At 69.8% G+C, this 18595-nt stretch carries 16 protein-coding genes and 1 pseudogene; 9 read left to right on the forward strand and 8 right to left on the reverse strand.

Annotated features, from left to right (window positions below):
- The first annotated feature begins 71 nt into the window (after nt 1–71).
- Complete coding sequence (locus ACI2LY_RS00095) at nt 72–1076, forward strand: DUF4238 domain-containing protein (protein WP_404705078.1); 1005 nt, start codon at nt 72–74, stop codon at nt 1074–1076.
- A gap of 178 nt (nt 1077–1254) precedes the next feature.
- On the opposite strand, the gene ACI2LY_RS00100 is transcribed toward ACI2LY_RS00095, so the two are convergent.
- From ACI2LY_RS00100 to ACI2LY_RS00125, 6 genes are all read right to left on the reverse strand, one after another.
- On the reverse strand, nt 1255–3204 hold the full coding sequence (locus tag ACI2LY_RS00100; protein WP_404705079.1) for a DUF3732 domain-containing protein: 1950 nt from the start codon (nt 3202–3204) through the stop codon (nt 1255–1257).
- Nucleotides 3205–3234: 30 nt separating this feature from the next.
- Complete coding sequence (locus ACI2LY_RS00105) at nt 3235–3720, reverse strand: three component ABC system middle component (protein WP_404705080.1); 486 nt, start codon at nt 3718–3720, stop codon at nt 3235–3237.
- Nucleotides 3717–4964: an ABC-three component system protein gene (locus tag ACI2LY_RS00110; RefSeq protein WP_404705081.1), complete on the reverse strand. Its 1248-nt coding sequence runs from the start codon at nt 4962–4964 to the stop codon at nt 3717–3719. Before ACI2LY_RS00110 ends, ACI2LY_RS00105 begins: the two co-directional genes overlap by 4 nt.
- Nucleotides 4965–5336: 372 nt before the next feature.
- Nucleotides 5337–5933 carry a hypothetical protein gene (locus tag ACI2LY_RS00115; RefSeq protein ID WP_404705082.1) on the reverse strand — a complete coding sequence of 199 codons (597 nt, stop codon included), beginning with the start codon at nt 5931–5933 and terminating at the stop codon, nt 5337–5339.
- A 403-nt stretch (nt 5934–6336) separates the two neighbouring features.
- Nucleotides 6337–6861, reverse strand: coding sequence for a helix-turn-helix domain-containing protein (locus tag ACI2LY_RS00120; protein ID WP_404706435.1), 525 nt, complete (start codon nt 6859–6861; stop codon nt 6337–6339).
- An 81-nt stretch (nt 6862–6942) separates the two neighbouring features.
- Nucleotides 6943–7239 carry a helix-turn-helix transcriptional regulator gene (locus ACI2LY_RS00125; protein ID WP_404705083.1) on the reverse strand — a complete coding sequence of 99 codons (297 nt, stop codon included), beginning with the start codon at nt 7237–7239 and terminating at the stop codon, nt 6943–6945.
- 650 nt (nt 7240–7889) lie between these two features.
- Here ACI2LY_RS00125 and ACI2LY_RS00130 point away from each other — a divergent pair.
- A complete protein-coding gene (locus ACI2LY_RS00130) occupies nt 7890–9143 on the forward strand; it encodes an acyl-CoA dehydrogenase family protein (protein WP_404705084.1) in 1254 nt (417 codons plus the stop codon).
- 376 nt (nt 9144–9519) lie between these two features.
- Here ACI2LY_RS00130 and ACI2LY_RS00135 read toward each other — a convergent pair whose 3' ends face one another.
- Entirely contained in the window at nt 9520–10155 is a 636-nt protein-coding gene (locus tag ACI2LY_RS00135) for a TetR/AcrR family transcriptional regulator (protein ID WP_404705085.1), read from the reverse strand.
- Nucleotides 10156–10258: 103 nt separating this feature from the next.
- Here ACI2LY_RS00135 and ACI2LY_RS00140 point away from each other — a divergent pair.
- A pseudogene (locus ACI2LY_RS00140) lies at nt 10259–11754 on the forward strand (amidase family protein).
- 34 nt (nt 11755–11788) lie between these two features.
- On the opposite strand, the gene ACI2LY_RS00145 reads toward ACI2LY_RS00140, so the two are convergent.
- Complete coding sequence (locus ACI2LY_RS00145) at nt 11789–12673, reverse strand: NAD(P)H-binding protein (RefSeq protein ID WP_404705086.1); 885 nt, start codon at nt 12671–12673, stop codon at nt 11789–11791.
- Nucleotides 12674–12791: 118 nt separating this feature from the next.
- Here ACI2LY_RS00145 and ACI2LY_RS00150 point away from each other — a divergent pair, with 118 nt between their 5' ends.
- The 6 genes from ACI2LY_RS00150 to ACI2LY_RS00175 all read left to right on the forward strand — a co-directional run bounded on the left by ACI2LY_RS00150 (nt 12792) and on the right by ACI2LY_RS00175 (nt 18398).
- A complete protein-coding gene (locus tag ACI2LY_RS00150) occupies nt 12792–13778 on the forward strand; it encodes an Lrp/AsnC family transcriptional regulator (protein ID WP_404706436.1) in 987 nt (328 codons plus the stop codon).
- Nucleotides 13779–13888: 110 nt separating this feature from the next.
- On the forward strand, nt 13889–14869 hold the full coding sequence (locus ACI2LY_RS00155) for a DUF4129 domain-containing protein (RefSeq protein ID WP_404705087.1): 981 nt from the start codon (nt 13889–13891) through the stop codon (nt 14867–14869).
- Nucleotides 14866–15405: a hypothetical protein gene (locus ACI2LY_RS00160; RefSeq protein WP_404705088.1), complete on the forward strand. Its 540-nt coding sequence runs from the start codon at nt 14866–14868 to the stop codon at nt 15403–15405. The genes ACI2LY_RS00155 and ACI2LY_RS00160 overlap by 4 nt, the downstream gene beginning before the upstream one ends.
- A 64-nt stretch (nt 15406–15469) precedes the next feature.
- Nucleotides 15470–16477 carry an AAA family ATPase gene (locus ACI2LY_RS00165; protein ID WP_404705089.1) on the forward strand — a complete coding sequence of 336 codons (1008 nt, stop codon included), beginning with the start codon at nt 15470–15472 and terminating at the stop codon, nt 16475–16477.
- Nucleotides 16474–17820: a DUF58 domain-containing protein gene (locus tag ACI2LY_RS00170; protein WP_404705090.1), complete on the forward strand. Its 1347-nt coding sequence runs from the start codon at nt 16474–16476 to the stop codon at nt 17818–17820. The genes ACI2LY_RS00165 and ACI2LY_RS00170 overlap by 4 nt, the downstream gene beginning before the upstream one ends.
- Nucleotides 17817–18398 carry a hypothetical protein gene (locus tag ACI2LY_RS00175; protein ID WP_404705091.1) on the forward strand — a complete coding sequence of 194 codons (582 nt, stop codon included), beginning with the start codon at nt 17817–17819 and terminating at the stop codon, nt 18396–18398. Before ACI2LY_RS00170 ends, ACI2LY_RS00175 begins: the two co-directional genes overlap by 4 nt.
- Nucleotides 18399–18595: the final 197 nt, after the last annotated feature.

Below are 18595 nucleotides of genomic sequence, written 5' to 3' on the forward strand. Positions count from 1 at the left end.
GGTACAACGACGACCCGGCAGCGCCCTGGAAAGTGCGGGCGGCTCCTCGTCCGTGACGAGGGAGGATCAGGTTGGGCAAAGCGTCGGCCGGGAAACGGGCAGCTGGGCGTACACGGGACCACACCGTCCCACAGATGTATCTGCGGCGCTTCGCCGAGCATCAGGGGCGCCGTCGGTACCAGCTTGCGCTCCGGCGCATCGGCGACATCGACCGTCCCATTCCTGCCATGACGAACAACGTCCTAGCCGAGCGCGGCTTCTACTGGGGCACGACTCTCGACGGCGTGCCGCACCACGACATGGAGGATCTGTTCACCGAGCTTGAGAGCGAGGCCGCGGACGCTTTCAAAGCGGTGCTCGACGCTCCGGAAGGAGCGCTGCCCCGGCAGTGGCCCCTCCCTCCGGGTAAAAGGCTCCACATTGCTTGGTGGATGGCCGCGCAGATCCTGCGCACGACTCGCCAGCGCAAACGCCTTGAGCACGCCTCCCCGGGCCTGGAACGCCTTGACGTGCCACCGGAGATCGCGGCGATCGCGGACAACAACCCGCACCTGCAGTACATCGTCGAGCACTTGGCAGCTCTCGCCTTCGTTCTCTTCACCCGGCCTTGGGGGCTGGGCTTCACCGACATGTGTCTGCTCACCAGCGACGTACCCGTCGTCATGTTCAACCATCACGACGCGGTCGACCAGCTTGCCGCCGCAGTCGTCAGCGACATCATGCTGCCTTTGGACCCCCACCGGCTGCTGTTCCTGCCCAATCCCAGCATGCAGGCAGCCGACCCCCGCAAGCGCACAGACCACCGCATGAAGATTCCCGGCTCCCTGGGCATGCTCTTCGTGGGAATCGCATACGACGCGGCCGACGCTTTCGTCATCCACCACCCCGCGCACGACCCCTGGCGGCACTGGAAGCCCGACGGACCACGTCTTCCTGCGCCATGGGATGGACAGAACCACGCCGCCCCGGCGTACATCCTGGAGTACGGGACCATCCCTGCCCACCTGACCGTCGAACGGCGGTGGCTCGCCGAGCATCCGCCGCCGCGCGTGGCCCCGCCCCGACGTCCTCGGTGACGGCCCGCGGGCCGTCCGACCGGGCGGCCCGCAGCGCACCGCCGAGGCGGGAGCCGGGGGGATGCGACACCGCCACGGGCAGCCTGTGGTGCGGTTTGGGCATTTGTGCCGACCCCACGCGCGTGGTCCGCCTGTTGCCCGTTCTTCCGGCACAGCCGTCTGCGAATCCCGGGCTCTGTCAGGGGGCCCAGTCGGTGGGGATGAGTGCGCCGCGGTTGCTTTGGCTGTTCGGTCGCCAGTTGGCGATCACAGCTTCCTGGAACCAAGGCTCGGGCAGGTTGGCGTGGTCGCTGACAATGATCTGCAGGTTGCCTTCGTTGAGTCGTGCCACTTCGTCGAGGAGCGAGAAGTAGGCGGTGACGGTGGCCCAGTCGGCGTCCTGGACCTTGGAGGCGTCCCGGGGCTTCTCGGGGAAGAACGCCTGGGTGGGCTGGTCGAGCATGAGAAAGCCGGGGACCGGCCGGCTGTTGCTTCGCAGGTAGGTGTGCAGGGCCAGGTGGGCGACGAGGTGGTAGCCGATGTGATTCTTGGCGCTGCCGATGCGTCGCAGGGGCCGTCGCCCGTCCGGGCTTCTGACGACCACGTTGAGGAGGTTGAGACTGATGCTGACCTCGGTTGCATCCGCAGCTCGTCCGAGCTTGAGGCGTTTGGCCCAGGCGGTCATGTTGACCGCGATGTCGGCCAGGCAGCGTTCGGTCTCGGCGGCGACGTCGTCTTCGTCGACGAGGACTTGAAGCGAGGCGACCCGGTCCTTGGCAAGATCGAGTTCGTGGCGCAGTTTGCTGATGTCGCTGTCCGACCCGGTGCGGCTGAGCGCCTCAGCAATACGGCCTTGGATGTGGGCGATTCGCATCTGCTGCTCCTGCAGGTTGCGCATGCGCTCGTCGCTGGCGAGCAGTTCTCTCAGCTGGGCGCCGTTGAACCTGAGGCGCTCGGCGACGGCGGCGCGCTCTGCCTGCAAGGCGAGGCGGTGCTCATCCCGGACGGGCTGGAGCGTCTGGGCGTGTGTGAGTTCATCGGCAAGTCGCGCGGTGAGGTCCAAGACGTCCTGTGCTGAGGGGTCGGGCTCCTGAAGCGGCTGGGTGCACAGGGGGCACAGAGTGGTGTCGGGAAGGTGTTCAGGGCCCAGGAGCGCGAGGGTTTTGAGGCGTCCGAGTTGGAGGTGCAGTTCTCCGGTGAAGGCGCGGCCTTGTTCCTGCCAGCGGCCGACCGCAGCGAGAATGTCGTCGTACTCCTGGAGTTTGTCACGCAGCGCACGCCGCTCTTCGTTGAGTTCGTTGCGCCGGTCCGGCAGGGCCAGTGGCGCGGCAGTGCGCGGGGAGGCGGCAAGGGCCCGTTGGAGCAGTGCGACAACCTGTCCGGTGTCGGGCTCTGCCGGGACGCTGGTAAGCAGTCCTTCGTTCTCGGCCAGACGCACAAGGGCCACTCCGCCCGCGTCGGTTGCGGCCTGCTGGCGTAGTGCGTCGTCGTACTTGCGCTGGGCCTGGCGTTGGGCGCGGACGGCCTCGCCGAGGTGGTGGCGGCGCAGGGCTTGCTCGGGGCCGGCGGCACCGAGGAAGTAGGGGAGGGTGTCTTTGAGGGTCTGCGCCATGCCCGTTTCGGTCTGACGGTGGAACAGCGCCGTCTTGTCGGCGATCTCGTTCTGGTTCTGGAAGCAGAGCAGGGCGGCATGGGCGACGGAGACGTCGAAGGCTTTTCGTGCGGATCCGGTAGGCGGCTGGAAGCGGAAGTCTTCGATGCCGAGACGGGCGCTGACTTCACTGCGCAGTGCTGCGACGTTGGAGTTGGCGGTGAGTTCGTCGGTTTCCGGGAGCTCAAGGGTGGAGTCTCCGGTTCGCACCATCGCGTGGACGGTGGAGGCGCCGGTAGGCCGCGGCCGGGCGAGTACCATGCGGCCGCCGTCGTTGAAGGTGACCAGGAGGGCGTACCAGCCGACGGCCTGGTCGATCGGTTCGTCCGGCAGATTGGCCGTGCGGCGTCCCAGGCAGTAGTCGATGATGTCCTGGACCTCGGATTTCCCGGTCTCGGACTCGCCGGTGATGATGTTCAACGCCCCGGGGCGGAAACGCAGGACTCTGTGGTCTTTCCTGCCGTCTCGGTGGTAGAGGGCCAGGGCGAGCAATTGCATGGCGGTTCTGGGACTCCTTGTGAGAGACGGTCAGGGACGGACGCCGAGGACGGTGAAGGCGCGAGCGGGTTCCGTGGCGGCAAGCCACCGGCCGACTAGGGTTGCCGCGCGGGCGCAGTCGGCGACTTCGGCGCCGGGGGCGGCCGAGGGCGGTTTGGGCGCGCGGGGGCAGCTCAGGGTGCCGGCGTTGACGTCTATGGCGCGGTGGCGGATGGCGGTGCGCAAGCTGGCCCGGGTGTATTCAGTCAGTGCCGCGGCTCGTTCACAGAAGGCGGCTTGCTGGCGTGGGTTGGTGGCGGCCCAGGCGCTGAGGGTCAGGGTGGACCTGGCCGGCAGGGAGGCGCGCGTGTCGGCGGGCAGGACAAGCGGGAGGACCAGGAAGACGCTGGGCCAAGGCATGGGGGTATGCGCCTTCTTCGCCGCGGCATGAATGCTGCTGGCAAGAAGGTACGCGCCGAAGGCCGGATTGAACAGGGCTCTGGCTTCGGGTGTGCCGCGATGAGGGGCGGTCGTCACTGGTCCTGTTCTCCCCGCTGCTTGCACAGGTCGGTGTAGTCGGGATGCCACCCGAGGGCGCGGTCCGGGTGCACCGTGTCCGCCTGGTCAGCAAGGCCGTGAAGGGTGCCGTGACCGATCCATGCCGCGGTGGTGCTGCCATGGCGAGCCGGTTTAACTGCGACCTTGTCCATGGTGTCGTCCAGCACCTCCTGGCCGACCTCTTGGCGTTCGGTGTCAGGGGTGGCAGCGCGAAGGCGCCGGGTGTGGCGGCGGAAGGTGCGCTCCCACTCGTAATGGAGTTCCCGCTCGTACTCCTCCAGCCGCTCCGGGGTGATCTTGAAGGTGCGCAGCCACTCGGACCGTTGGGCGCGCGCGTGGTGGTAGCTGCGCAGGTGCATGGCGATCTCGTCGTCAGGCAGGTCGATCCACCTCATCTGGGAGACCACCAACTGGTCCCCGTAGCCGGCGATCTCGGCTTCTGTGAGGTTGCGCAGGGCCTCGGTGATCGGCAGGTCCTTCTCCATGTAGCGCTGGAGGACTTCGTCCCTCAGACACGCCAGTTCCTGGGCTCCGATCGAGGCGCGCATGCGCTGGGGATCCCTGCGTTCCAGCAGTTCCACGGACATCCGGTACCACCACCCCTTGATCGCGTCGAGGGCGGCCTCGGCATGGTCGCTCGGCGTAATCCCCAGTTCTTTGGCCAGACTAGGGTTCAGGTCTGACATCACCGGTGCACCGTCATGAATGACCATGGCGTTTACCAGCTCATAGCGCCGTTCCGGGGGCAGGGCCATGAACAGGCCACGGTCCTTGGCCGTGGTCACGGGACCGTCAGCGTCGCTGGCGATCCGCTCCATCCGAGCCAGAGCCCCCCGTACATCTCTGTCCGGTCCGTTGCGCAGCAGAAGGAAGAAGGTTTCCTCGGGCGCAACCTGGGTCGAGACCAGCCTCAGCAGAGGCAGCGCTGCAGCCGAGGGCTCGGCCAGTGCCTTCAAGGCGTCGATCCACGACGCGACTGATCGCCAGAAGTCCTTGCCCGTCTCGCTCAGGGGACCGGCCGCCTCGCGATGTTTGGACTGCAGCAGCTCCCGCGGCGTGTGCGTGTCGGGGTCCAGGAACTCGATGTCGTCGAGGAGTTCCATCCGCACCTCGACCGTGGGGTCACTCCAGACCCGTTCTGCGAGTTCCAGCAGAGCCAGTTCGCACTGATAGAGGTATCCGGTCATCTGCCCTGCGGCCGAGTGCGCCCCTGCTTGTGCCACGTTCCCCACTACTGATCGAGCCTGCTTGCGCGCCGCACGCATATCCCCACCACTGCGGCCGGCCACCGGGGAGACAGATCTGTCTCCGGCGTCAGGATCGGCTCAGCTCCGCATGGCGACAAAGTAGCACCCATGGCACGTTCCGCAGCAAGATCCGTCATGCCGGTGATCAGAGCACCTCTACGGGCAGGCTAGCCAGCCTCCATACAGACGATGAGGCCTTGAGATGGGTCCCGGCCTTCCAGGACGGGAGGCCGGGACCGTGGTGTGGCGTACCTGGTTCAGCGGGTCTCGGTGCCGCTCTGTGGCCCTTGTGCCGCATTAGCCGTAGGACCGGTATCGCTCTTCTTCTCGGTGTCGATCATCGCCTGGTTAGTGAAGGCCGCGACGAAGTCCTGCTGCGGCGCCGGAGCAGGGGGCGGCGGGGGCGGCGCTGCAGGAGGCTGGCTGGCGGGCTGGTTCTGTTCGTTGCTCATGGTCTTGATTCTGCAAGAGCAGTGCGACAGTCGACAGGCCCAGTCCCACGACCAGCGACCAGCGACCAGCGACCAGCGACCAGCGACTGACGGTCCAGTACCGCGCCTTGCGGTCGTGACGTTTTCTGTTGTCCTCAAAGATCGTCACCCTGGTCGCCACCATCGCGGCAAGTACCCGGCTCTCCGGCGAATTGACGTTGTCCTGGACCATCCGCTTGGGTTCCAGGTCTTCGTACCCGGACACCCGGATCGACAACACTCCGGCGAGCAGGGTCACGGCATAGAAGACGAAAGCAAGGTAGGCGAGGCCCTGGTGGTGCTGATGCGTCGCCAGGAACTGGGCAGCGGTAGCTGCGAACCCGACCAGGAACACTGTCTTGGTGTCGATCTTCGCCAACGACTCCGATTGTCTCGTGAGCCGCGAAGCCATCTCGCCGTTGAGGAGCTCCAGGGTGCCCTTCCGCTGCTCAAGATCATCCGGTGTCATTGTCATGCCGAGAGCCTAGAAGGCAGATCCGACAGCACTACCGGGCGTCCAGGCATGCAACACCCTTACGCATCAGGCAGACAACCGCCGCAAGCTTCAGCGCGCCGAGCGGAACCTACCAACTACACGCATCTCCAACAGCCCTCGGCAGCCCACTACGATCGTCATCGACCCAGTAGTTACTGCCATCTATAGGTTGCATCAACAGAACTGCAATCACTCTCATTTTTTGCATCCCCGCAGGTCAAGCGGTCAACTTCTCTACCCGGGGCCACGACGGGCCACAAGGCTCGTTCTCTCAAAATCTGCATCTCTGCAGCTCAGCAGTCCTGCACTGCCCTAGCTGAACGCAGCTTCGCAGAGGCGACACAGGGGATGGCGCGGCGTTGGAGTTCGGCGGTGGCTGCGGTCAGGTCGCCGGCGTGGGTGTCGAGGGCGTTCTGGACGGCTCGGGTGATGAGGTTGGGGGTGCGGGGGTGGGGGTGCGGGGCGCGGCGGCGGGGGGCGGGTTTCTGGTGGGGTTCAGGGGTGCGCGGGGGGGGTGGGGCTGGGGCGTGGGGGTGGCTTCGTGTTGGGGCGTGAGGGCTTCGGGCTGGGGTGGGGTGGGGTGGGTGCAGTCTTCGGGGTGGAGGTGTTGGGGGTAGCCCTCGACTTCGTCGGTGGCGGGGGCTCCGCACAGGACGCAGGGTTGGGTGGTGGGGTGGAGTTTGTCTTCGTGTGTTGCGGTGTGCTCGCTGGTGGGGCTGGTTTCGGGGTGGGTTGGTGTTTCGTTCTGGGTGCGGAGTTTTTGCTGGGCGGCGTTGAGGAAGTAGGCGTATTTTTCGCGGGTTTCGCCGCTGGGGTCGCGTCCTGTTTCCCAGCCGCCGACGGTGGAGGGGCTTACGCCCAGGGCTTGGGCGACTTGGGTGCGGGTGAGGTTGAGGGCTTGGCGCAGGGTGCGGCGTTGTTCGGCGGGGGGGGAGGTCTGGGGGGGTGCGGGCGTCGGCGAGGAGGGCGTCGATGGCGTTGTAGTCGGTCATCGTGGTGTTTCCTGGGCGGGCGCGGGGGTGCGGGTGGCGGTGCGGCGGCGGTGGGGGGCCAGGGTGTCGCAGGCTCGGGTGGGGCCGGCGAGGAGGTCGAGGGCGTCGATGCCGTAGTGGGTGGCGAGGGCTTCGCAGTCGGTCAGGCTCCAGGCGGCGTTGCCGGACTGGCGGCGGCTGATCTGGGTCTGGCTGATGCCGAGGGCGGTGGCGAGGTCTGCTTGGGATTCGCCGGTGATTTGCATGAGGGCGGCTGTGGCTGCTCGTACGCGTTCGCCGAGCGTCATCTTCATGGGGTCATCGTAGAAGGTCTGGTTATGCGTTTTGGGCATGGTGGTTGGTGAAAGCGCGTGTGTCGGTGTGAGGGGTTGTGCGTCCTGTGTGGGCGGCGTAGTGCTGGCTGGTGGCTGACCGGTGTTGCCGTCGTGGTCAGGTGGGGAGGCCGGGTTCGGTGAGCCGGTCTCGGGCTGCGGCGTTGGTGCGGTGGATGGTCTGTTTGTCGGTGCCGGCTGTCGCGGGTATCCCGGTTTTGTGGTTGAGGCGTGCGTTCGCCGTGGTTGTCATGACCGGCTGGAGCAATGGCACGGCATGGGCGGCCGGGGGGGGGCGGCCATCGTGTGTGCGGCTGCCTGGTCCGGGGCGCTGTGGGCTCTGTCACTCGGGATCTTCGGCATGGCCTATGCGGACGGCATTGCGGGCACTGGTGACCAGCACGCCTGCTTCGATCCGATCCGCTTGTCTTGCCGCGGGCACTTCGTTCGGCCGGTGCCGGGGCGTGACCGGCTGGTTCGGGTTGTCCGGTGTCGCGGGTGTCCAGTGCCCGGAGTCGGTGTTCGGGGCGCCCTGTGGGGGCTGCCCGGCTCGGTGGCGGGGCGGGAGTGGCAGGTGTCTGGAGTCGTACCGCCGATGGTACGTGGGCCAGTTGAGGAGGAGAGGGGTCGTCATGAGCGGACAGCAGGAGCGTGAGCATGCCGGGCAGGGTCGGGAGCGGGAGTGGCCGGCCGTGACGGTTCATGAGGCGGATCCGGCGGCCGTGGAGGCCGATTTCTACCATGTGCGTGAGACGGTCGGGCCCGAGGACCAGAAGCTGCTGGCGTCGGTGCGGGAGTGGGCGGGCAAGAATCTCGCCCCGATCGCGGACGACTACTGGGAGCGGGGCGCGTTTCCGCACGAGCTGATCCCGCAGTTGCCCGGGCTCGGGATCGCGGGGCTGCAGTTCACGGGGTACGGCGCGCCCGGGCGGGGCGCGCTGGTGGCCGGGCTGGTGAGCATGGAGCTCTCCCGTGTCGACCCCTCGTTCGCCACGTTCCACGGGGTGCACTCCGGTCTCGGTATCGCCTCGGTCATGGAGTGCGGCTCCGAGGAGCAGAAGGAGCGGTGGATACCGGAGATGCTGCGCTGGGAGCGGCTGGCCGCGTTCGCCCTGACCGAGCCCGGTGTCGGCTCCGGGACCTCCCGCGGGCTGACCACCACCGCCCGGCGCGAGGGGGACACCTGGGTGCTGAACGGGCGCAAGAAGTGGATCGGCAACGCCACCTTCGCCGACCTAGTGATCGTCTGGGCGAAGGACGAGGCCGACGGCGAGGTCAAGGGCTTCGTCGTGCAGCAGGGCGCGGACGGTTTCACCCCGCACCGGATCGAGGGCAAGGTCTCGCTGCGCGCCGTGCAGAACGCCGAGATCGAGCTGCGTGATGTACGGGTGCCGGAGGCGGACCGGCTGCAGGAGGCGAACTCCTTCAAGGACACCGCGAAGGTGCTGCGCGCGACCCGGCTCGGGGTCTCCTGGAACGCGGTGGGCTGCGCCATGGGCGCCTACGAGGCCGCCCGCGCCTACACCCTGGAGCGTGAGCAGTTCGGCAAGCCGATCGCCGCGTTCCAGCTGGTGCAGGACCAGCTGGCCCGGATGCTGGCCGACATCACCGCCTGCCAGACCATGAACGTACGCGCCGCGCAGCTCCAGGACACCGGAACGCTCACCGACCAGCAGGCGTCCATGGCGAAGATGTTCAGCACCACCCGGACCCGGGAAGTCGTCGCCCACGCCCGCGAGCTGCTGGGCGGCAACGGCATCCTGCTGGACCACGAGGTGGCCCGCTTCTGGGCCGATGCCGAAGCCCTCTACTCCTACGAGGGCACCCGTGACATGAACTCCCTCATCGTCGGGCGGGCCGCGACCGGGATCAGCGCCTTCGTCTGACCAGCGCCCTCGTCTGACCAGCGCCTTCGTCCGAGGCGCCTCCCCCTGCCCGACAGCAGCCCCGACAGGCCCGGCAGGCCCGGCAGTCCCGGCCGGGCATGGGGCAAGCCGGGAGGCGGCGCCCCGGCCCCCAGGAGGCAGGAGGTAGGCGGTCAGGTAGGTGGGCGGCCGACGGACGGCCCCGGGAGGGGCGCGGCCGGGTCCGGGGAGTGGGCGGCTGGCGGGCGGGAGGGGGGCCGACGGTCGGGACCGCCGTGCTGGGCGTCGGATCCGGGGCGATGCCGAAGGGGCTCTCGTCGTACGCGCGGGATGGTTGCGCACGGCACCGGCCGCGCCCCGCACCCCGGTGTCCGCGCGGTACGCAGGATCCCGGGTGTTAGGCGGGTTTTCGGGGGCGGGTGGGGCCGAGGCGTTCCCAGAGGGCGGACAGGTGCGCGTGGAGGGCCTCCTCGGCTTGCTGTGTGGTCAGGTGGCCGATGAGCACGTGGGTGGTGAGGCCGTCGGTGAGGGCGAGCAGGGTGCGGGCCTCGTGCTGCGGGGAAGGCGGCGTTGCGTCTTCGTCGGGCGGGGCGCTGGCGGTGACCTCGGTGATGAGGTCGGCGAGGATCGTCTGCAGGGCCGCGTAGCTGGTTCTGAGCGGACCGGCCAGGGGTTCGCTGACCGCGGCCTGGGCGACGAACGCGAGCCAGATCCGGGCTTCGGCGCGGTGTTCTTCGCGGAGCAGGGCGATCTCGTCGGCCGTGTGGCCCACAGCGGTGGCGGGCGACTGGGCCGGGCTCGCGGCCAGGCGGGCTCGGACCCGTTCGGTGATGCGGTCGCCGATGTGGCCGACGGCGAAGAGGAGCATCTCCCCCTTGCTGCGGAAGCAGCGCTGGACGGCGCCCAGGGAGACCTCCGCGCGGGCGGCGACGTCGCGCATGCTCACGCCCTGGGGCCCGTGTTCGTCGGCGAGGAGGCAGACGGCCTCGGCGATCCGGCGGCGTCGGCTGTCGTAGTCCACCTGCTGGGGCATGCGGGCCCACCCTCCCTGTCCCGGTTCCGGTTCCGATACGATCGTATCGGAATGGGGTCGGGGCTCCGGCTCCAGCACGTCGGCATGCCGAGGGGGATATGCGATGAGCAGGCAGGGCGCCCTGTGGGCGATGACGGCTGCCGCGCAGGCGGCGGCGGTGCGGGGCGGAGAGGTGTCGGCGCTCGAACTGGTCGACAGCCACCTGGAACGCATCGCCGGAATCAACCCGCGCGTCAACGCCATCACGCAGCTGATGGCTGAGCGGGCCCGCGAGGCCGCGGCGTACCTGGACCGGCGGCGGGCAGCGGGCAGCGGGCAGCGGGCGACGATCCCGGGCCGCTGGCCGGTGTGCCGTTCACGGTGAAGGAGACCACCGCGGTCGCAGGGGTGCCGACCACGCTCGGGCTGGCACGCTTTGGTGACCTGGTGGCTCCGGCCGACGCTCCCCCCGGTGGCCCGGCTGCGCGCGGCCGGAGCCGTCCCGGTCGGCCACAGCAACATGCCCACCCTGGTCCTGGCCGGGATGCACACTCGCAGCGAACTGTTCGGCGACACCGCCAACCCGTGGGACCCCAGCCGGACCCCGGGCGGCAGCAGCGGCGGTGACGCGGTGGCCGTCGCCACCGGCATGGCCGCCCTCGGACTGGGCAACGACTCCGGCGGATCGTACGGATCCCGGCCGCGTTCTGCGGCGTGACCGGGCTGAAACCGACCACCGGAAGGTTCCCCGCCGACCACCGCGTCCTGGGCCCGGACGACCCGGGACCGGCCTCGCAGATGCTGGTCACCGACGGGCCCCTGGCCCGTACGGTCGCCGACCTGCGGCTGGCCTACGAGGCACTGGCCGGGACCGACCCGAGGGACCTGCGGGCCGTACCCGTCCCCTTGTACGGGGAACCGCTGCCCGGGCCGGTCAGGGTCGCGGTGGTCGCCGACCCCGGCGGCCGCGGGGTGCATCCCACGGTCCGCGGGGCCGTCGCGGCGGCGGCGGACGCGCTGCGCGAGGCGGGGTACGACGTGCAGGAGGTGGCGGACGTCCCGTGGCTGGACGAGGCACTCCAGGCGTACGGCCGCATCACCATGACCGAGTTCGCCCCGACTTGGCCGGCGGTACGGACCCTGCTCGGCGACGGCGCAAGCCGCTACATACAGATGGCGATGGAGAAAACTCCGCCCGCCAGCGCCGCAGAACTCACCCGGCTGATGGGGACCTGGCTCGGCATCCGCCGCTCCTGGGCCCAGTTCCTCGGCAACTACCCGCTGCTGCTCGGGCCGGTGTTCACCGAGCCGCCCCTCGAACCGGGACTGGAATCACGCAACGAAGCGGGACGGGAACGGGTCACCGACGGCACGCGCCCGTGCACGGCGACCAGCTTCGTCGGCGTCCCCGCCGTCACCGTCCCCACCGGAACCAGCGACGCACCGCCCTGCGGCATCCAGATCATCACACACGCATTCCGGGAAAACCTGCGCCTAACCGCAGCCCAGAAGATCGAGAACCACCTCGGCGTACTCACACCGCTTGTTGGGGGACAACCCCTCACGATTTCGGATCTCGCATGCTCCGCTGCCTCCCACCAGGAAAGACGAGGGCTGTGACCGTCTCATGGTTCGGGCCTTCGGCGTCATGTGCTCAGGGGTGTCGGCGGAAGTCGGCGGCGTGGTCGACGGCCCACTGGCGCAGGGTCCGGGCCGGGATGCCTGTGACCTCCTCGACCGTGGTGGTCGTCACCGGGCGTGGTGCGTCGAGCATCTCCGCGAACGTGTCCAGGAGGACTTTCACGAAGGAGTCAGGGAAGGCGTCGTCGGCGAGCAGCCGCCGCCGGGCGGCTTCCCGTGACAGTTCCTCCCATCGGAGGGGTCGGCCGAGTGCCTCGCCGATGATGTGCACCTGTTCGGCCTGGGTCAGGACGTCGGGTCCGGTCAATGTGTACGCGGCTTTGTCGTGGCCCTCCTCGGTCAGGGCACGTACGGCGACGGCTGCGATGTCGGCCTCGTGGAGGGGAGCCATGGGCACCGCACCGTAGGCGCCGCGTACTGCATCGCCGGAGCGGATCTGGTCGGCCCACCACAGGGTGTTGGCCGCGAACGTGCTGGGCCGCAGGTGGGTCCAGCGCAGACCGGAGTATTCGATCAGCTGCTCGACCGCCCGGTGACACCGGCCCACCGGGTGCGGCTGCTGGCCGTGAGTGAGCCCGTCCCGGACAGCTCCGGAGGAGAGAAGGACGACCCGCTTCGTGTGCGGCGCGAGTGCGTCGACAACGGCGGGAGCGCGATCAGCGGTGTGGAAGGGCCACATCAGGAAGACCGCATCGGTCCCCCTCACGGCTTCTTCCAGGTCACGCGGGACAAACAGGTCACCCTGCCGGACTTCGACGCGGTCCGGCAGGTCGGCTGCAGCCGGGCTCCGGGTCAGGGCCCGGACACGGACGTCGGTCGTCAGCAGCTGGCAGGTGACTTGGCGGCCGACGTTGCCCGTCGCGCCGGTGACGAGGATGGTGCGCTGCGCCGTGTCCATCGCAGGAGTCCTTTTCGCTCTGGGGTGGCCGGTGGGCTGTGACGCAGATTGAGCGATGGAGCACCGCAGCCACCAACTTCCGCTCCAAAGATGCCGGATTCCGGCATGCTCATCCCTCATGGAGACGGATGCTGTCACGCTTGATGAGGTCGACCGGGGGCTGGTGCACGCCCTGCAGATCGATGGCCGGGCCTCGTTCCGCACGATCGGCCAGGCCCTCGGCGTCTCCGAGAACACCGCCGCCCGCCGCTACCGGCGGCTGCGCACCACGGGCGTCCTGCGCGTGATCGGCACGTTCAACGGAGCCCGGCTCGGTTACAGCGCCTGGACCATTCGGCTGCGCTGCACGCCGGACGCGGCCGGCGCCATTGCCACGGCTCTGGCCAAGCGCACCGACACGTCGTTCGTGCACCTGCTTTCCGGCGGTACAGAGATCTCGTTCAGTACGCAGACCCGCTCCAACGACGAGAACGATGCGTCGCTGCTGCACCAACTGCCGCGTACCGCCCGCGTCACCGCGGTCTCGGCTCATCTACTGCTCGACCACTACGTCCTGCCCCATCATTGGACCGGCCCCGCAAGCCTCACCCCCGAGCAGGCCGCCCTCCTCACCCCGCCACCGAGCGACGACTCACCGGGGGAACTGGGTGACGGCGACCACAACCTCCTCACTGCTCTGGCCCGGGACGGGCGGGCGAGCCACGCCGAGCTCGCTGCCGCCACCGGCTGGTCGGACTCCACCGTCCGGCGCCGTATCGCAGCCCTGCGCCGCACCGGCGTCCTGAGCTTCCTCGTGGACATCCCCTCGGCCGCCCTGGGCTTCCACACCGAGGCCCGGCTCTGGATGACCGTCCAGCCTTCCCAGCTCACCACCGTCGGGGCCGCGATGGCGAAGCACCCCGAAGCCTCACTGGTCGCCATGACCACCGGGCCGACCAACCTCCTCGCCACCGTCAACTGCCGTGACACACAAGACCTTTCCCGCTACCTCACCGAACGGATTGCCTCCCTCGACGCGATCCGCACCATGGAAACCGCCCCGGTCATCCGCACATTCAAACGGGCCGGCACCCTCCTCCTGCCCCTTCGGCCCCAATCCGGGTGAGCACCCGGCACAGGCACGCCCGGCGGCATGCACCAGCGCTGGATTCGCTCCTCCTTGCTGACACGCCGTTGACCAGTATGCAAAGCTGCCGATCACAGGGGGGTGTGGCGGTGGGGCGGGAGTGTACGGCGGGCGGGCGGCGGCGTACGGTCGTCGGCGCACAGGCCGCGTTGACGGTGTTGGTGGTGGGCGGAGCGGCCCTGGGCGCACTGCTGCTGCACCCCGACACGGGCCTGTTGGCCAAGGGCCGCAGGCCGCTTGGCGGCAATCCCGTCCTCGTGGTCGGCCTCGCCCTGTTGTCACTGCTTGGCGGCGTGGCGCTGCGCGAAAAGTACAAGGAGCAGGTAGGCGTCGCTCGGGAACTCAACCCGGTGGAGCAGCGGTTGGCTGACGGCGTAAGCCGTGTCCTGCTGGCCGCGACGCTGGGCGTGCCCCTGCTGGTCATGGTCCTGCACCAGTTCGGTTCGTCCGGCAGCAGCGACGAGGGCGGCCATGAGTCGTCACCACTGCCCAGCCCGCGACAGGAACCGCTGCCCACCACGACACCCGCACAGCATGCCGGGCACGCCGGGCACGCTGACCACAGCACGGACTTCGGGCTGCCGCGTATCCTGCTCGGTCTCGGCATCGCCCTGCTAGTCGTGGTCGTCATGATCGCCGGGCTGCGTCTGTGGCGGTATCTGACCCGGCCGTCGGCGTCCGGGGCCCCGGCGACGTACGCGACGCTCGACGACGAGCAGGAACGCCTGGCCCAGGCCGTGGACTCCGGGCGCCGTGCCCTCCTGGACGGAACCGACGCGCGCGCGGCCGTCATCGCTTGCTATGCCGCCATGGAGGAGTCGCTCGCCGAATCCGGCGTGACCCGGCGTGCCTCGGACAGCGCGCAGGACCTGCTGGAGCGGGCCGTCGCCGGGGGCCTGCCCACGGGGGCGGCCGCCGCCGCGCTCACCGCTCTGTTCCGCGAGGCCCGCTACTCCACGCATCCGATGGACGGCGGTCACCGCGACCGGGCCGCGGCCGCGCTCGCCGAGATCGCCGACGGCCTGCGCTCGCGGACGGCTGAATCCGACGCCGTGACGGGTACCTCATGAAGGCGCCGCCCGCCCGGATACGGGCCATCGTCAACTCCGTTCTAGAGAAGCCTGGTTCGGTACGCCATTCGCTGGCCGTACTGGGCACCGCCGCGGTCGCGACCGAAGTGCTGCTCGCCCTGGCCGACGGTGCCGCCGCGGCCGCCACCGGCCTCGCCATCATCACCGTTGTCGCACTGGTCCTGGGGCGCTATGCCGCGGGCGGCGGCGCCCGAGACAGCGGCGATCGCAAACCGGTGCGCCTGCTGGACAGCCGGGCCCCGGCCCTCGGCGGATGGCGGCGCATCGTGCCCGACACCCTCGCGGATGACGGCGAGGCGCAGTTCGACGCCGTCATGCGGCCGCAGTTGCAGCGGCTGTTCGCCGCCCGGTTGGCCGAACGGCACGGCGTGGCGATGTACCGGAACCCGCTGCGGGCCCGGGCACTGGTCGGCGCCGAGCTGTGGCCGTGGATCGATCCCGAGGCGACCGCTCCGCAGCCCGCTCTCCCCCAGCCCGTCCTGCGCTCCCTGCTCGACCGCCTGGAAGCCCTGTGACCGGTGGCGCTGCGGCCGACCCCGCAGCCCGTGCGTCCCGACCCCGCCCCGTGAGGAACCGACCGTGACCAGCCCAACACCCACCCCTGATCACGACACCCTGACTCCCCGCCAGGCGGGCGAAAGGGCCGCGGCCGTGCTCGATGAGATCCGCACTGCCGTCGTCGGCAAGACGGAACCGCTGGCGCTGGTGATGCTCGGCATCCTCGCCGGTGGCCACGTCCTCATCGAGGATCTGCCGGGACTCGGGAAGACGCTGCTGGCACGCTCCTTCGCCACCGTTCTCGGCCTGGACTTCCGCCGCATCCAGTTCACCCCCGACCTGCTGCCCTCCGACGTCACCGGAGCCCCGTTCTACGACCAACGGACCGCCGACATGGTCTTCCGGCCAGGACCGGTCTTCACCCACCTGCTGCTCGCCGATGAGATCAACCGCACCCCGCCCAAGACGCAGGCCGCGCTGCTGGAGGCGATGGCCGAGTCCCAGGTGTCCATCGATGGAAGTACCCGGCCGCTGCCCAAGCCCTTCGTGGTCGTCGCCACCGCCAACCCCATCGAGTACGAGGGCACGTACAGCCTGCCCGAGGCCCAGCTCGACCGGTTCTTGCTGCGGGTCCGCATGGGGTATCTGGCGGCGTCCGAGGAGGCGGGCATGCTGCGCGCGCGTATCGATCGGGCGGCGCCCGAGGCTGTGCTGCGCACGCTCAGCGGACCGGACGAGCTGCTGGCCATGCGGGCCGCCGTCGAACGCGTCGAGGTGGACGACGATCTGCTGGAGTACGTCGTCGCGCTGGTCCGCGCCACCCGGGCCCACCCTCATATCCAGGTCGGCGCCTCTCCGCGCGGCGGCCTGGCCCTGGTGCAGCTCGCCCGCGCCCGTGCCGTCCTGGACCTGCGGGACTACGTGACCCCGGAGGACGTCAAGTCCGTGGCGGTACCTGCCCTCGCGCACCGCGTCACCCTCAAGCCGGAGCTGTGGGTCCGGCAGATCGACGGCGACGACGTGATGCGCGAGATCGTGCAGTCCGTGCACGCCCCGCAGACCTTGCCGCGCACGCCGATCGCGTCATGACGGAGCCCGTGCCGGATCGCAGAGCGGCGGCCGCCGTTCAACGGGCCCTGGACGGCCGCAGCGACATGAGCGCCCAACCCCCGCCGCCGCCTCCGCCCGGCTGGCGCGCTGGTGAACGTGGCTTGCGGCTGGGCACGTTGGCTGTCGTCGCGCTGGCCGCCGCACTGGTCACCGGGCGCCCCTGGGTACTCGCTCTCGCCGCCGCGCCCCTGGTGCTGCTCGCCCTCGCCCTGCCGAGGGGGCCGCGCCCGGAAGGGGTGACGGCCGAGGCCGAGGTAGAGCCGCGGCGGTGCTTCGAAGGCGAGCAGGTGACGGTGCGGATCACGGTGTGCTACGACGGTGAGACCGGCCGCCTGGACCCCGGCGTCACCCTCGGCCACGGGGTCCGGCTCGACCACCTCGCCGTCGGCCCGCACCGCGTCGATCTCGTCCTGACCGCGCAGCGCTGGGGCCGCTGGACGCTCGGCACGGTCGACGTCGACGTCTACGACCGCGGCGGGCTGAACCGGCGCACCGTCCGGGCCGAACTCGGTGAGATCGCCGTCTTTCCGCTGCCCGGGCACGCCGGCCTCACGCCCATCCCGGTCCGGCTGCCGCAACGGCTCGGCGAGCACACCGCCGTGCAGCGCGGCGAGGGCATCGAGGTCACCGGCGTGCACCCGTATGTGCGCGGCGAACGGCAGCGGCGGATCCACTGGCCGGCCACCACCCGCCGCGGCACCCTGCAGGTCCACCAATTCGTCGCGGAGCGCACCGCCGACACCGTGGTGCTGCTGGATGTGCTCGCCGATGTGGTCGACCCGGTCACCGGTGCGTCCTCGCTCGACGAGACCTTCCGGGCCGCTGCCGGACTGGTCCGGGCCTACCTGCGCACCCACGACCGGGTCGGCGTCGTGTCGGTGGGTGGAGCGACCCGCTGGCTGCAACCGGGCGGCGGCCAGGGGTACTTCTACCGCATCGTCGAGAGTGTGCTGGAGGTCCGCAAGGACCGCGCGTACCGCACGGAGGGACTCAGCCTGCTCCCACCGCCCGCGTTGCCCGAAGGAGCCCTGGTGTACGTCATCACGCCGCTGACCGACCAGCGGATCTTCGACATCCTGCACCAGGTGCGCGGACGGGCCAACCCGATGGTCGTGGTCGAGATCCCCACCGGCGAGCCGATCCTGGAACCCGGCGACACCGAAGGTGAACTCGCGCTGCGGCTGTGGCGGGCTGACCGCGACGCCATGCGCTTCGCCTTGGTGGAACGCGGCATCGCGGTCGTCGGCCACCGGCCCGGCGAGACCCTCGACGTCGCCCTCGCACCGCTGCTGCGCACCCGCGTCCACGGGGGGACCCGATGACCACCGCCCCCGCCCGGTCAGGCTCGCGCCCGGCCGACAGCCGAGCCGCCCTGCTCATCGGACGTCTCACCTCCCGCCTCACCGACCGCATGCTCGGAACGGCCCTGGCCGTCGCCGCCTGCGACCCGCCTGCCGCCCTGCACGCACCGCTGCCGGTCAGGGTGCTGGTGGTCGGAGGGGCGGCGGCCGCGTGGTGGGCCTCTCCCATGGTCGACGCTCGCCCCGTCTCGACCTCCATGCACTGGCGGACCGTCGCGGCCCGCCGCAGGACGACCGTGCTGCCAGCCGCGGCGATCGCGGTCGCCGCGGTCACCGGCCCTCCGCTCTGGCTGATCGTCTGCATCGCCGCCTTGCTGCTTGCCTACCTGCTCGTCACCGATGCGTGGACAGCCGGTGTCACCGCCCCGCCCGGCCGCCCGCAGGCGACACCCGCACTGGCGGCCGCCGCCGCGACCACCGTGGTACTGCTCGCCGCCCAGGCGCCGGTCGCGGGCACCTCATGGGCTCGTCTGCCCGCCTCACTCGTCATCGCCGCGACCATGGTTTGCCTGGTATTGGCGCTGCGCATCCGCCGCTGATCGCCATCGATCGAGACTCCTGAGACCCCCCGAGAGCCGAACGATCGTGCTCTGAACTGGGCGGGATCACGGCGGACCGCCGAGTAGAGCACGAAACGGGCACGGTGCCGCTGCTCACCTGCACCCTCATCCACCGGACAGTACTTGGAAGTTGGGGACTTGGCGCGGCGCCTCCTGTCAGCAGAACGGTCCACGTA

This window comes from Streptomyces sp. NPDC002176, assembly GCF_044903645.1.
Classification (GTDB): domain Bacteria; phylum Actinomycetota; class Actinomycetes; order Streptomycetales; family Streptomycetaceae; genus Streptomyces.

Excerpts from the sequence above, each read along its gene's own strand:
- ACI2LY_RS00175 (WP_404705091.1), top strand. The coding sequence starts at position 17,817 with ATGACCACCGCCCCCGCCCGGTCAGGCTCGCGCCCGGCCGACAGCCGA.
- ACI2LY_RS00160 (WP_404705088.1), top strand. The coding sequence starts at position 14,866 with ATGAAGGCGCCGCCCGCCCGGATACGGGCCATCGTCAACTCCGTTCTA.
- ACI2LY_RS00125 (WP_404705083.1), bottom strand. The coding sequence starts at position 7,239 with ATGAAGATGACGCTCGGCGAACGCGTACGAGCAGCCACAGCCGCCCTC.
- ACI2LY_RS00135 (WP_404705085.1), bottom strand. The coding sequence starts at position 10,155 with ATGCCCCAGCAGGTGGACTACGACAGCCGACGCCGCCGGATCGCCGAG.
- ACI2LY_RS00100 (WP_404705079.1), bottom strand. The coding sequence starts at position 3,204 with ATGCAATTGCTCGCCCTGGCCCTCTACCACCGAGACGGCAGGAAAGAC.
- ACI2LY_RS00145 (WP_404705086.1), bottom strand. The coding sequence starts at position 12,673 with ATGGACACGGCGCAGCGCACCATCCTCGTCACCGGCGCGACGGGCAAC.
- ACI2LY_RS00115 (WP_404705082.1), bottom strand. The coding sequence starts at position 5,933 with ATGACAATGACACCGGATGATCTTGAGCAGCGGAAGGGCACCCTGGAG.
- ACI2LY_RS00170 (WP_404705090.1), top strand. The coding sequence starts at position 16,474 with ATGACGGAGCCCGTGCCGGATCGCAGAGCGGCGGCCGCCGTTCAACGG.
- ACI2LY_RS00130 (WP_404705084.1), top strand. The coding sequence starts at position 7,890 with ATGAGCGGACAGCAGGAGCGTGAGCATGCCGGGCAGGGTCGGGAGCGG.
- ACI2LY_RS00150 (WP_404706436.1), top strand. The coding sequence starts at position 12,792 with ATGGAGACGGATGCTGTCACGCTTGATGAGGTCGACCGGGGGCTGGTG.